The following is a 12,154-nucleotide window of genomic DNA, read 5'->3' on the forward strand; positions in this document are numbered from 1 at the left end:
TCACCAGGTCAGCGCGTCGCCCGCGATGGTGGCACCCAGCGCCAGCATCGGCACGTCCGCTTCGACGATCAGCCCGAGGCGCCCTTCGAGCCCGACACGCACCCGTGACCGCACCAGGAACCAACCGCTGACCGCAAACAGATAACCCCCGTCGAGCTCACTGGGCGTGATCGTTTCGCCGAGCACCGTCGAGCGAACCTGCAAGCGGTAGACGCCCATCCCGGCTCGGAAGCGCAGCTGCCACACGTCGAAGGCGGGCCCGGCGACCAACGCCCACGACGACAGCGAATTCGTCGAGCGCAGCGTGCCGAACGGTGGCCCGACATCCCGCGTCTCCTGGCTCGCGTAGAGCGGGTAGTACCCCACGTCGATGTAAGGCGAGAGAAAGTACGGCGAGCGAAACAGCGCGTACGCAGCAAAGGCCTCCCCGCCGTTGCGCGACGCCACGCGCTGTTCGTTCTCGGTGTGCACGCGCAGCGACCAGGAGTGGCCGCCGAACACCCCGACCTCCAGGAACTTGCTCGGCTCACCCTCCGCGCGGGCCGCGGGCGCCACGGCCATGGCAAACAGCAACACCAGCGCGCGCCTCATGGCCCGAGCCCGATCTCGGCAGCCAGGCTCTGCACGCGGTGCTGCAAGAGCCCCGGACGATTGCTGAGCATGCCGTTGGGCCTGCCCTCACGCAGGAACAGGTCGATGTACTCGACCTCGTCGATGGTCCAGTACACGACGGCGTGGCCCTCTGCCTGCAGAGCCTTCACGTCGGACGCGCTTGGTCCCTGGGTCCAGCGCGGCGCCCAGACGTGACAGCCGGTGCTGCGCACGTCGCTCGGCTCGAGCTCCACCACACAGTGCGGCCCCTCGGGTCGTTTGGCCTTGCGAAACGCCTCCAAGATCTCCGGCTCGCCCAGCCCGACGGCGATCTGGAGCTTGCGCCCCTTGTCCTTGGCGAGCTGCCAGTGTTTTGCCGCGAGGTCTAGCGCCGGCTGGACCGCCGCCGGCCGCTTGATGTCCAGCCAGATCCCCTCCAGATCGGTCTCGTCGATGACCGTCTTCAGGGCGTCGTCGGCGGTGGGGATTTGCTCGCCGTACTCCAGCGTGCAGAGCGCGCGCAGGTGCGCAAGCGTGTGCTCGTCGAGCGACCCGCGGCAGTAGTTGCCGTTCACCAACCGCGCGCTCAGGACCGGATCGTGGAACAAGATCGGCACGCCGTCCTTGGTGAGCTGCACGTCCACTTCGACCGCGCTCGCGCCGAGCCCCTCGGCCATCCGAATGAGCTCCAAGCTGTTCTCCGAGGCCCCGCAGTCGTCGATGGTCCGACACCCGCCCCGATGCGCGACAATCATGAACTTGCCCGCGGTGTCGTGGAGCGGGCGCTCCCGCTCGACCGACAAGGCGCTGTCGGGCATCGCGCCGCCCACCCCGCTCTCACCCACGAGCATCGGCTCGGAAGCATCGGTCGGCGGCGGCGCGAGACCACACAGCGCGCGTGCATGGGCCGGTGGCTCGACGAACAGACGGACCAGACCGGTGTCCGCTGCCGCCGCGTAGCGGTAATGACCCTCGAGCACGAGCCGCTCTCCCGCGTCGAGGCAGCCCGCGCGGAGCACCGCGTAAGCCGCGTTCTTGCCCGCGAACAGCGAGACCGCGCGACGCGTCGATCGCACCACGACACTCGAGCCGAAATGCCCCGCGCCGTCCCGGACTCGATATACCCCCGAGAGCGCCTGCAAGAGCTGTGGATCCGCCGGCGTCGAATTCGCCAGCAGCCCGCCGTTCGGAAAGGTCGGGTGCTCGACCTCTTCGCGGGCTGAGCACGAGAGGCCGAGGCCCAGGACCAGCAGGGCAAACGCCAGGTAGCGCTCAGAACGCATAACCCGCCAGCAATCTCGGGTACCAGACGCGGGAGCGTGAATCGGAGAACGCGATCCATGCCTGGTAATCCGGCTGGGCGTACATGGCTGCCACGCCGTAGTAGATGTCCCCGCGCTCCCCCACGAAGTTCTCCACCGTCAACGTCAGCGAGGCGCCCGCCAGCGTGACGTTCTGCCGGCTGACGTGGGTGGTGTCACCCAGCCGCACGTGCTGAGCGAGCAAGATGATGGCCTCGACCGCGAGCGAGAAGCGAATGTCACCCAGCGGAACACCGAGGTTCACACCGGGTTGGTCCAGGTAACCCCAGCCCGAAGCATCGAACCCCTGCATGTCGAGGATCCCGTACCAGGCGCCGAAGTGGTCCATGAGCGCGAAGGAAAAATCGCCCACGCGGTGCGACCAAGCGACACCAAGCTCGAGCTGGTTGCTGACGTAGATGGCGCGCACGCGCGCGTCGGCGGAGAAACCCGCGGGCAGCCCGAATCGCACCGCGCCGGTGAGCTGCGGGATCGTGCGCAGCTCCGACTCGACGGTCTGGCGCGGCAGAATGTCGAGCAGCGCCCCAGCTGCTGCGCGAAACCGGTACTCCCCCGGACCATCGGGATGAAACAGCGGGCCCGGTGCTGCGTCACTCGCGGCGTGGGCCGCGCCGGTGAGGGCCAGGACCAAGAGCGCGGCGCAGCACGACCCGGAGTGGGGGCCGTTGCTCACGGAATCGAGCCCCCTGGATGCAGTCCGCTCGGCACACGCGCGGGGACCGTGCGATCGAAGGGTGCATCGCTGATGGCACGCAGGAATGCCTTCAGATCACTGCGAGAGCCACGATCCATGGGCGCGTCGAGTCCGGCCAGATCCGGATCCGCCGCCTGGTCGATGTGCAGGTAGAAATCGAAGACGTCGTCGAGCGTCGCGAGGGAGCCATCCTGGAAGTAGGGCGCGGTGCGCGTCACGTTCCGGAGGGACGCGGTTCGCATGAAACCGCCCGCCGTGGTCGAGCCGCCATGTGGACCATGCCCCCGCCGCATCTGGTGCTGGCGGAAGTCGGAGAACATCGGGCCCGAGTGACAACGGGTGCAACCTCTGTCGACGAGCTCGACCAGGCCCCGCTTCTGCTCGAAGCTCATGGCCGCGTCATCACCCTGCATGAACCGATCGAACGACGAGCCTCGCGCGACGAGCGTGCGCTCGAAGGCCGCAATGGCGCGGACGATGTTGATTTCCGTCACAGCCGACGGCCCGAACGCAGCGTCGAACAGCGCAACGTACTCGGGCGTGTCGCTGAGACGCCGTACGAGCTCGGGAAAGATCTCCGTCTCGTCGAAGTGTGTTCCACGCATCTCGTCGAGGTTGGCCATGGGCCCTAGCGCCTGGCCCTCCAGCGAGCGCGCGCGGTTATCCCAAAACATCGGGGCGTCCTCGGGTGCGGGGACCTCTCCGCGCACGTTCAGCCCGTTCCACGCCGTATCGAGCACGGACATGGAATTCTTGGCGGCAACGTGCGGAGCGAGGGCAGAGACCGCACGCGCCGGGCCGAGCCCGACTCCGCCGACGCCCACCGAGAGCGCGCGGCCGTCGGCGTAGGCGAAGTCAGGGTGGTGGCAGGTCGCGCACGCGACGTCCTTGTCTCCGGACAGGATGGGATCCCAAAAGAGCATCTGCCCCAGCGCGACCTTCGCCGCGCTGGTCGGATTGTCGTCCGGATGAAGCACAGTCTCCGGCAACGGGCCGACGCTCTCCTCGACCGATGGGGTGAGGGGGCCTGCGCAACCGCCGAGTGCGGCCGCCGTCACCAACAAAAGCCAGAGGCTTGCGCGCGTCACAATCGACCTCCGATCGAAACGTGTACGATGCCCACCGTGCGGGGCTGCTCACGGAAGAAGAGAAGCTGCGCGTAGCCGGCCTCGAGCTCGATGCGTCGCCCCAGGCCAAAGCCTGCGGCAGCGGTCGCCGGCATGCCGAAGCGGGTGTTCGACTCGTCGAGGGACCGACCTGGCAGGTTCAACTGCAGGCGCTCCACTTCGAACAGCGCGCCGGTGCCTACCTCGAAGAGCAGACCACGACCCCACTTGGGGTAGAGGCGAAAGGCGGCCTCCAAAGATCCGATGTCGGCGCGAGCGCCCGTGGTCGCGAGGCCAATCCAGCGCCCGAGGAAGCGGAGTCGCTGGCTCTGCCCGTCTCCGAGCGGGAGGTCCGCCCCGCCCTGCGCCAGAACGCCGGGGCCGTACAACGCGTGGTTGAGCACCGGAATGGCGACGCCGGCCCCCAGGGCAGCCCGCGCGGGCTCGCCCTCTGCGTAGGCCGCCCGCGTGGGGCCGAGCCCCAGCGCCGCGATTGCCCAGAGTGTTCCGATTCGGCGAAGAGCGGTCACTGCACCCCTGTGGGAGCCAGGCCCGCGCGCGAGGGTTCGAGAAATCGCCCGAGAATTCGCCAGACCACGCGCCGGCCCTTGACCGGTAGCAAGTGAGCACTTACTTATCTGCGAATGGCAGTCTCGCGTCGTAGCTCGGAGGTCCGTCAGGTCGAGCTGACCGACGCGGCACTGCAGATCATCGCGACGCAGGGCATCACCGCGCTGAGCACGCGCACGCTCGCCGAGCATGTCGGTCTCAGCAGCGGAGCCCTGTTCCGCCACTTCCCGTCGCTGGACGCGCTGCTCGAGGCCGTCGTCGCCCGGGTCGAGTCGGTTCTCGACGCAACCTACCCGCCGGGTGAGCTCCCTGCGCGCGATCGGCTGGACCGCTTCGTGGAGGCGCGCAGTGCGGCAGTCGGCCAACGCGTCGGCATGCTGCGGCTCATGCTCTCGGAGCAGTTCCTCCTCGCGCTGCCGAAGAGCAGCTCGGCGCGTCTCGAGTCCTGCGTGGACAAGACCCGGTCGTTCGTGCATTGCGCGGTCCGCGAGGGACAGGCAACGGGCGAGATCCGCGCCGATATCGACGCGTCTGCGCTCGCCGCCGTTGTCATGGGGACCACCCAGATGCTCGCGCTCTCGACTACGAACCCCCGACACGGCGGGGAGGCTCAGACGGTTCGAGACGGCCTCTCCGCGCTGCTCCGGCCCGTGGCAACCCGCATCTCGAAAAAACACAAGAAAGTCCCGACGAAACAAGCTCTACCGCGGCGCCGGCGCCGCACAAAGGAGACCCAGCCATGAAAACCGGGCGCTACAACGTGGGAGTGGGGCTGCTGGTGATGGCAGGCTTCATGTTCTACGGCTTCGTGCTCATCTACCTGCGCGACTTCGCGCCGGACAAGGCGGCGTGGGTCGAGAGTTACTCCGTCGGTAAGCACTTCGAGGCTCGGCTCGCACACGTGCATGGCAACCTGTTCGCGCTGCTCAACCTGGCACTCGGCTTCGTACTGGTTCGGCTCGGCTCGGCCACGGATCGGGCGCGCAGCATCGCCGCCGGGCTCGGGCTGACGGGTCTGCTGATGCCGGTCGGCATCCTCGGCGAGGTGTACCTGGGGCTCTCGCCGATCTTCGTGCTCATCGGAGCCGTTGCGATGACGGCCTCCGTGGTTCTGAGTGGAGTGCTCGCACTTCGCCATTGGGGAGAGGGACGGGTGACAGCATGAGTGCAACGCTCCAGAGCGAAAGCGCACCCTCGCGGCCGAGCTCGTCGAACGCATGGCGATGGATCGCCGGTGGACTGGCGCTGGCCTTCGGGCTCGCGACCCTCGCCGAAGGCGGAGGCGTGCTCTTCGGCGGCCCGGCGGCGAGAGCGGAGGCAGGCAACGTCGTGCCCTTCGTGCTCGTCTTCAACTTCGCCGCAGGTTTCATCTACGTCGTCGCGGGTGCCGCGACCCTGGCGCGCCGAGCGTGGGCGGTCTGGCTCGCGCGGGCGCTGGCGCTTGCGACCGGGCTCGTCTTCGTCGCCTTTGGCGTGCACGTAATCGGGGGCGGCGCGTTCGAGGTGCGAACCGTGGTCGCGATGACGCTTCGGACGCTGTTCTGGGTCGTGCAGGCGCTGGCGCTGCCATCCCTGCTTCGCCGCGGGAGTAGCTCGTGAACACGCGCTGGTCCACGGCCAGCCTGGTGCTGCACTGGGTTTCAGCCGCGCTCATCGTCGGGCTCCTCGGCCTCGGCTTCGTCATGACGGATCTCGCGGCTGAGTCAGGCTCGCGACTCATGATGTCGCGACTGCACACGGCGCTCGGTTTGACGCTGATGTTCCTCACCGTGTCGCGACTCGTGGTTCGCTCGCGCGGAGGGCGCCCCGCCCCATTGCCGCTTGCAGCACTCCATCGGCGCGGGGTCGGCGTCGTGCACGGCCTGCTGTATGCGACCGTATTCGCCCTGGGCGCGAGCGGCGCGTTCACCGGGGCTCGAAGCGCCTGGCCCGACTACCTTCGGGGCAGTGTCAGCGCAGCTCCGAAGCTCGAGCAGCTCGCGTCGCGGCAGGTCCACGAGGCGCTGGTCTTCGTGCTCTTGACCTTGATCGTCTTGCACGTCGGTGGGGTGCTCGTGCAGGAAGTGAGACGGGGCGGTGTGCTCCGCAGGATGATCCCATGGTTGAGAGCTTCGCCGGCCAGTCTTGAACGAGAGCTTGGGTGATAAAATGCGAGTTTCGCCGGTTCTTCGCCGAGTGTTCGGCTTCATGCGGCGCAGCCTGTGGCTCGTCATTCTGGTTGCGGCCGGGCTGAGCGCAGCCTGGTTTCGGCTCTGGGCTCCGGTTTGGGTCGAAGTTGTGCGCGTCGATCGCGGCAGCATCGTGCAGGAAGCGTTCGGGCGCGGGACCATCGAGAGCCAGCGGGAGGCTGCCGTGGGCTTCGACCTCGTTGGCAGACTCAGTCAGGTGCTCGTCGAGGAAGGGACGCGCGTCACTCTGGGACAGGAGCTCGCGCGGCTCGAGACGGATCAGGCCCAAGCCGACCTGCGCTCGGCGCAGAAGGGCGTCTCGGCGGCTCGCTCGTCGCTCCAGCGACTCGCCGCCGACGAAGAGCGCGTGCGTGCGCTGCTCGTCACGGCAGAGCGCGAGGCCACCCGCACCCGGGCGCTCTTTTCCGCCGGGGTCGCCACCGGGCAGCAACACGACGAGACCACCGATCGGCTACGGATCGCCCGGGCAGATCTCGACCGAGTCCTGGCCCAGCGCTCGGAGGCGACGCGCGGGATCGACGTCGCCGCGGGCGGAGCCGAGCAGCGCCGGGTCGCGATGGTGCGCGCCACGCTGCTCGCGCCGTTCGACGGTCTCGTCACACGACGGCTGCGCGAGCCCGGCGACACCGTCAGTCTCGGCTCGACCGTGCTGCGGATCGCCGATACGAGCCGGGTGTACGTGAACGCGGCGCTCGACGAGACGGTGCTCCCACTGCTCGCCGCGGATCAGGCGGGTTTGATCTTCTTCCCGGGCTCGAGCACACCGGTCGCGGGAACGGTCTCGAGTATCGCCTGGGAGTCTGACCGACAGACCCACGAGCTGCTCGTAGAGGTCACTCCCGCTCGACTCGAGCGCCGTGTCGCCATCGGTCAGCGCGCCGACGTGCGCATCGAGCTCGCCAGACGCGAGCAGGCGCTGCGCGTTCCGATGCGGACGATTTACCAAGACGCAACCGGCCCATACCTGTACGCCGATCGTGGCGGCAAGATTGCACTAGTCCGCCCGCGGTTTGGCGTTACCGGCGCCGAGTACGTCGAGGTGCTCGAAGGTCTTTCCGAAGGGGACGCCGTCCTCGGCGCACAGCGAGCCGGGGCGACCCTTCCCGTTGGACGACGCTGGAGGAGCAGATGAACCTGGCACTTCGCGACGTTCGCCGGCACCTGCCGCGTTTTGTCGGTACCGCCGCGGGGCTGGGCCTCCTGCTCAGTGTCGTCATCGCGATGCAGGGGATCTATGCGGGGCTCGTCGACGACGCGACCATCTTGACCCGGGCGATGCAGGCAGATCTGTGGGTCGTGCAGCGGGACACCCGTGGTCCCTTCGCGGAAGCATCGCGCCTGGATCCGAGTGTCGAGGCGCGCGCCTCCGCGGTGCCGGGTGTCCAGCGCGCACGTCCGTACACGTACCAGCTCATCCAGCGCGAGCGCGGCGGCGCAGTGATGCGGATTGCTCTCGTGGGACTGGGGTGGCCGGACGATCCAGGTCGTTCGCTCCCGCTCGTCCGAGGTCGCAGCTTGGCGCAGCCGCACGGAGAGATGATCGTCGATGCATCTCTGGGGATTACCATCGGCGAGTCCCTGGTGCTGGCGGGCGAGCCGTATCGCGTGGTGGGGCTCACGAAGAACACGCTCACCTCCGGTGGGGACTCCGTCGCGTTCATGAGTGTCGCAGACGCGCAGCTGGTCGCTTACGACCAACCGCCCGAAGCGACGCTCCTCGAGCGTGAGCGAGTGGTCGAGCGCTTGCGTCGCACCGATCTCGGGCGGGGGCAGCCTGCTCTCGCGGATCTCGCGACCGATCCGCGCTGGCGCGCCCCGGCGCTCGCGTCGCCGCCCGTGGCTGCGGTCTTGGTCGACGTTGACCCGCATCGCATCGCCGAAGTGCGCGCGACGATGAAGAGCTGGGGCGACGTCAGCGTCTACACGCAAGCAGAAGAGGAGGACCTGCTCCTGAGTGGCGTCGTCGAGCGAGCGCGCATGCAGATTGGTCTCTTCACCGTGATCCTGACGCTCACCGCCGCCGTGATCGTGATGATGGTCATCTACAACCTGACCCTCGAGAAGACCCACGACCTCGCCGTTCTCAAGCTGATGGGGGCGCCTCGTCCCCGTCTCCTCGGCTTGGTCTTGCAGCAGGCGTGGTTGCTCGGAGCACTGGGCTACATGCTCGCGTATGCGGTGGGAGAACTGGTGTTCCCGCTGTTTCCGCGACGCGTGCTCATCACCTCGACGATTGCCTGGGTGGCGCCGCTCGCCACCTTCGGCGTCATGACGCTGGCGAGCATGCTCGGCCTCAGCCACGTCATGCGGATCGATCCCGCGCAGGCGCTGGAGGGATGAGGATGACGGACGCGGTGCGCGCGGTGAGTCTCACCAAGACCTACGGGACTGGCTCGGCTGCGGTGGTCGCGCTCGACGACGTCAGCCTGACGATCGCGGCGGGGACGGTCGCCGCGCTGCTTGGTCCGAGCGGCTCGGGCAAGTCCACGCTCATCAAAGCGCTGGGCTTTGTGTCGCCGGCCGAGACTGGCGAGGTGTTCTTCCAGGGGCAACCGGTGGTGAAGGACGGCGTGCCACTTGCGGACCTCGCGCGCTTGCGCCGGCGGCACCTGGGGTTCGTCTTCCAGAAGGCCAACCTGACGTCCTTCCTGACGGCTCGGGAGAACGTCGAGATCGCCTGTGAGTTTGGCGGAAAAACCGATGGCCGCAGGCGTGCGCGGGAGCTCCTGAGCTACCTCGATGTCGCCAACCGGGAGAGCTCCTATCCCGAAATGCTGAGCGGAGGTGAACAACAGCGGGTCGCCATTGCCCGAGCGTTGGCCAACGAGCCCTCGCTGGTCCTCGCGGACGAGCCGACGGCCGCTCTGGATAGTGTCCGCAGCCGAGCGGTCATGGAGCTCTTTCGCAAGGTCGCGCACGAGCGTGGCGCTGCCGTGCTGGTGGTGACCCACGACCACCGCGCGCTCGACGTGTTCGATGTCCTGTACGAAATGGAAGACGGACGGATCCGCCCGGCCGCCAGCGCATGAGTTCTCTGCGGCTAGAGCGCGGCGAAGGAGCCCCGCTCAGGGCGGCGGTAGTGCTTCCCAGCGCAGGGACTCACCCAGCTGAGTATTGAGCTGCACGGTGCGCCAGCGTTTCAGGCTGATGAAGTAGGTGCCACGCTTCTTTCGCGTGGAGAAGAACGCCACCAATCGGCCGTCGGGGCTGCACGCGGGCGAGTTGTTGGAGCCCTGGTTCTGCGTCAAGCGCATGATGCCTCCGCCCTTCTCGGCGCTCATCACCAGGTCCTGTCGATCACCGCCAACGGACACCGAGTACACGATGCGCACGCCGTCTTCGGTGTCGCAGAACGCCGGGGCTCCGGCCGTGAAACCCGCCGGCGAGATCGGTTTGTCGTCGACGTAGACCCGCTGGGAGCCGCGCTTCTTGCCGCCGCCAATCCACGCGAGCTTGCCCGAAGGGCTGAACACCGGGTGCGTCGCGAAGTCGGTGCTGCTCACCTTTTTCATCTCGCTGCCATCGGGTTTGCCCACCCAGATGGAGCTGCCGCCCGACTCCGCCACGGCCACCGCCATCTTGGTGTGGGTCTTGTCGAAGGCCACGCTGTAGATGCTGGTCTTGAAGGGCACGTTGACGCGTTCGTGTTTGGTGCCGTCGAAGCGCATCAGTCGATAGGGTGAGTAGTTCTTCGAGTGACCGTAGAAGATCTCCTGGTTGGGGCCCCAGGTCGGCGCAATCGAGGTGTCGTTCGGATCGGTCAGCGGTTTCAGGTCGTGACCATCGGCATCCATGCTGAAGACGCGATAACTCTTGGTGCCCCACTTGCCGCTGTAGACGAAGTGGCTGGCGAAGCCGCCGGGGCGCCCCGTCAACGCGCCGAGCAATGCATCGGTGATGCGGTGAGCGGTGACCCGCACGTCCTTGGGGTCGACCAGGAGCTTCTTCTCGAAGACCGGGTCTTTGCCGACGTTGAGGAAATATGCGAGGCCAAAGACCTCGATCTTTCCCGAAGCGTCCTTGCGCGCGGCGGCCTTCACGATGGCCTCCGCGCCGACCTTCTTCCAGGCGTCGACGTCGACGCTGTCGTTGAAGCCATACATGCCGGGCGGCGCCTTCGCGTCCGGAATCAGGTCGTACAGGCCGGTCAACTCGAAATCGCGACGGACGGTGCCGCGCACGACCACGTCTTCCATGTCCGGCGAGAGCGAGGGCAAGATCGCGATCTTCGGAATGTGCTCGGCCGAGGCGCCGGAGCCGGTGACCACGAGCTCCCCGAGTGCGCGCTCGTCCGGGACTGCCTGCTGGGCCGCGGCGGCGGTCGAAAAGAGACAGAGCACGGCAATCAGTCGGAGCATCACTCGCATTTTGCGCCTTTTCCAGAGAACGTCGGGTGAATCGATGACCCCAGAATGTCCGGGTAGAGCGGTGGGGGTGGGGGCAGCTGCTGGCCGACGATGGCAGACATCGTAGCCGTCACCTTGGCGTCGAAGGCGGCGTTCCCGCTCGGGCGCGACACACTGTAGCCGGTGACGGTGCCGTCGGAGCTCACGTTCGCAACGACCGAGGAGCTCAACTTGTGCAGCTCGTCGCAAGGGATCTGACCGATCGGCGGCTTGAAGCGCGAGTTGAACCAGCCCAGCACCTTCATCTTGTACTGGTCGACCGCGCGCGCCTTCAGCGGGTCGGTCTCGGTACCTTCTTTCACACCGTCCTTCGCGCCTGGCCCTTCGACCTCGGGCTCGGTCTCTGCGACCGCCGCGTCCAGGTCCTGCAGCACCGGGTCGACCTCTTTTGCGAGGTCGGCGTCCGGCGGCGGCGCCGCCGCGTCGCCCTTCACCACTTCGCTGGTCGGGATGGTCTCGGGATCGTCCTTGGCTTTTTCGCTGGGCGCGCTCTTCTCTTCGAGGCGCTGGATTGGTGTCGGGGCGAGCTTCTTCCACATCTCGGGCAGCTTGGGCTTCATGCGTTTGCCGCCAAGCTTCAGGAGCGGAAGATCGTCCATCACCGGTTTGACGGCCATCGGCAGCTCGCGAGGGATTACCTCTTCCTTCGCCTTGATCTCGGCGCGAGTCCTCCCGGCTGCGATCAGGAGCACGAAGAACAGGGCTTGGATGAGCGATGCCGACGCAACGGCGACGCCGACTTCCATCGGCCTGAACGCTGAGAGTGTGGCAGCTCGGCTCATCCTCACTTCTTCTGAGACGGAGCGGGCTTCTTGGGAATTCCACCAGTGCCGGAAACGGCTGGTTTCTTGGGCTCGTCGGCGACCTCTTCCATCTCTGGCTGGACCAGCAGGTTGAGCGACTCGACTCCGCTGTTGCGAGCCGCCGCCACCACTTCCGCCACGATCCCGTAGCGCGCGTCCTTGTCCGCGCGAATGTAGAGCTCGCGCTCCTTCTGAACTCGCATGCTGTTGCGCAGCGCCTCGCCGATCTTTCCGGTCACGTCTTTCTCGCCGAACAGCACGCGCTCTTCTTTGGTCACCGTCACGAGCAGCCGAGCGTCTTTCACGGGTGTCTCGGCAGCTTTGACCTCGGGCAGATCGATGCGCAGGCCGGTGGTCAGGAGCGGTGCGGTGACCATGAAGACGATCAGCAGCACGAGCATCACGTCGACCAACGGGGTGACGTTGATCTCTCGGAATCCGCCCCGGCGCCTCGAGCCAACCTGCATCCCCAT

General features: G+C 67.2%; 15 protein-coding genes. 7 read left to right on the top strand and 8 right to left on the bottom strand.

Going from position 1 to position 12,154, the window contains the following annotated elements; all coding sequences use genetic code 11:
• From IPI67_01555 to IPI67_01575, 5 genes are read right to left on the bottom strand one after another with little or no spacing between them, the layout of a single operon-like run.
• Positions 1–591: a hypothetical protein gene (locus tag IPI67_01555; protein ID MBK7578866.1), complete on the bottom strand. Its 591-nt coding sequence runs from the start codon at positions 589–591 to the stop codon at positions 1–3.
• Positions 588–1,874: a hypothetical protein gene (locus tag IPI67_01560; GenBank protein MBK7578867.1), complete on the bottom strand. Its 1,287-nt coding sequence runs from the start codon at positions 1,872–1,874 to the stop codon at positions 588–590. Before IPI67_01560 ends, IPI67_01555 begins: the two co-directional genes overlap by 4 nt.
• Entirely contained in the window at positions 1,864–2,586 is a 723-nt protein-coding gene (locus tag IPI67_01565; GenBank protein ID MBK7578868.1) for a hypothetical protein, read from the bottom strand. The genes IPI67_01560 and IPI67_01565 overlap by 11 nt, the downstream gene beginning before the upstream one ends.
• Complete coding sequence (locus IPI67_01570; GenBank protein MBK7578869.1) at positions 2,583–3,695, bottom strand: cytochrome-c peroxidase; 1,113 nt, start codon at positions 3,693–3,695, stop codon at positions 2,583–2,585. Before IPI67_01570 ends, IPI67_01565 begins: the two co-directional genes overlap by 4 nt.
• Complete coding sequence (locus IPI67_01575) at positions 3,692–4,243, bottom strand: hypothetical protein (GenBank protein ID MBK7578870.1); 552 nt, start codon at positions 4,241–4,243, stop codon at positions 3,692–3,694. The genes IPI67_01570 and IPI67_01575 overlap by 4 nt, the downstream gene beginning before the upstream one ends.
• 114 nt (positions 4,244–4,357) lie before the next feature.
• On the opposite strand from IPI67_01575, the gene IPI67_01580 reads away from it, so the two are divergent.
• The 7 genes from IPI67_01580 to IPI67_01610 all read left to right on the top strand — a co-directional run bounded on the left by IPI67_01580 (position 4,358) and on the right by IPI67_01610 (position 9,501).
• Positions 4,358–5,026, top strand: coding sequence for a TetR/AcrR family transcriptional regulator (locus IPI67_01580; GenBank protein ID MBK7578871.1), 669 nt, complete (start codon positions 4,358–4,360; stop codon positions 5,024–5,026).
• A complete protein-coding gene (locus IPI67_01585) occupies positions 5,023–5,448 on the top strand; it encodes a hypothetical protein (GenBank protein ID MBK7578872.1) in 426 nt (141 codons plus the stop codon). Before IPI67_01580 ends, IPI67_01585 begins: the two co-directional genes overlap by 4 nt.
• Positions 5,449–5,510: 62 nt before the next feature.
• On the top strand, positions 5,511–5,882 hold the full coding sequence (locus IPI67_01590) for a hypothetical protein (GenBank protein MBK7578873.1): 372 nt from the start codon (positions 5,511–5,513) through the stop codon (positions 5,880–5,882).
• Positions 5,879–6,427 carry a cytochrome b/b6 domain-containing protein gene (locus tag IPI67_01595; GenBank protein ID MBK7578874.1) on the top strand — a complete coding sequence of 183 codons (549 nt, stop codon included), beginning with the start codon at positions 5,879–5,881 and terminating at the stop codon, positions 6,425–6,427. The genes IPI67_01590 and IPI67_01595 overlap by 4 nt, the downstream gene beginning before the upstream one ends.
• A gap of 4 nt (positions 6,428–6,431) precedes the next feature.
• Positions 6,432–7,604: an efflux RND transporter periplasmic adaptor subunit gene (locus IPI67_01600; protein MBK7578875.1), complete on the top strand. Its 1,173-nt coding sequence runs from the start codon at positions 6,432–6,434 to the stop codon at positions 7,602–7,604.
• Complete coding sequence (locus IPI67_01605) at positions 7,601–8,812, top strand: ABC transporter permease (GenBank protein MBK7578876.1); 1,212 nt, start codon at positions 7,601–7,603, stop codon at positions 8,810–8,812. Before IPI67_01600 ends, IPI67_01605 begins: the two co-directional genes overlap by 4 nt.
• Positions 8,809–9,501 (top strand): ABC transporter ATP-binding protein, encoded by a 693-nt coding sequence (locus IPI67_01610; GenBank protein ID MBK7578877.1) that lies wholly within the window; start codon positions 8,809–8,811, stop codon positions 9,499–9,501. Before IPI67_01605 ends, IPI67_01610 begins: the two co-directional genes overlap by 4 nt.
• A gap of 36 nt (positions 9,502–9,537) precedes the next feature.
• Here the strand turns inward: IPI67_01610 and IPI67_01615 are convergent, their stop codons facing one another.
• Genes IPI67_01615 through IPI67_01625 form a run of 3 tightly spaced genes read right to left on the bottom strand, consistent with a single transcriptional unit; the run spans position 9,538 to position 12,154 of the window.
• The gene (locus IPI67_01615) at positions 9,538–10,839 is read right to left on the bottom strand and encodes a PD40 domain-containing protein (protein MBK7578878.1); all 1,302 of its coding nucleotides are present in this window, start codon (positions 10,837–10,839) and stop codon (positions 9,538–9,540) included.
• A complete protein-coding gene (locus IPI67_01620; GenBank protein ID MBK7578879.1) occupies positions 10,830–11,660 on the bottom strand; it encodes a TonB C-terminal domain-containing protein in 831 nt (276 codons plus the stop codon). Before IPI67_01620 ends, IPI67_01615 begins: the two co-directional genes overlap by 10 nt.
• 2 nt (positions 11,661–11,662) lie before the next feature.
• On the bottom strand, positions 11,663–12,154 hold the full coding sequence (locus tag IPI67_01625; protein MBK7578880.1) for a biopolymer transporter ExbD: 492 nt from the start codon (positions 12,152–12,154) through the stop codon (positions 11,663–11,665).

It is taken from the genome of Myxococcales bacterium, assembly GCA_016706225.1.
Classification (GTDB): Bacteria; Myxococcota_A; Polyangia; order Polyangiales; family Polyangiaceae; genus JADJKB01.

What these genes read in the sequence shown, in the direction of transcription:
- IPI67_01620 (MBK7578879.1), bottom strand. Translation starts at nt 11,660, where the DNA reads ATGAGCCGAGCTGCCACACTCTCAGCGTTCAGGCCGATGGAAGTCGGC.
- IPI67_01610 (MBK7578877.1), top strand. Translation starts at nt 8,809, where the DNA reads ATGAGGATGACGGACGCGGTGCGCGCGGTGAGTCTCACCAAGACCTAC.
- IPI67_01615 (MBK7578878.1), bottom strand. Translation starts at nt 10,839, where the DNA reads ATGCGAGTGATGCTCCGACTGATTGCCGTGCTCTGTCTCTTTTCGACC.
- IPI67_01600 (MBK7578875.1), top strand. Translation starts at nt 6,432, where the DNA reads ATGCGAGTTTCGCCGGTTCTTCGCCGAGTGTTCGGCTTCATGCGGCGC.
- IPI67_01625 (MBK7578880.1), bottom strand. Translation starts at nt 12,154, where the DNA reads ATGGGGATGCAGGTTGGCTCGAGGCGCCGGGGCGGATTCCGAGAGATC.
- IPI67_01585 (MBK7578872.1), top strand. Translation starts at nt 5,023, where the DNA reads ATGAAAACCGGGCGCTACAACGTGGGAGTGGGGCTGCTGGTGATGGCA.
- IPI67_01580 (MBK7578871.1), top strand. Translation starts at nt 4,358, where the DNA reads ATGGCAGTCTCGCGTCGTAGCTCGGAGGTCCGTCAGGTCGAGCTGACC.
- IPI67_01605 (MBK7578876.1), top strand. Translation starts at nt 7,601, where the DNA reads ATGAACCTGGCACTTCGCGACGTTCGCCGGCACCTGCCGCGTTTTGTC.
- IPI67_01560 (MBK7578867.1), bottom strand. Translation starts at nt 1,874, where the DNA reads ATGCGTTCTGAGCGCTACCTGGCGTTTGCCCTGCTGGTCCTGGGCCTC.
- IPI67_01555 (MBK7578866.1), bottom strand. Translation starts at nt 591, where the DNA reads ATGAGGCGCGCGCTGGTGTTGCTGTTTGCCATGGCCGTGGCGCCCGCG.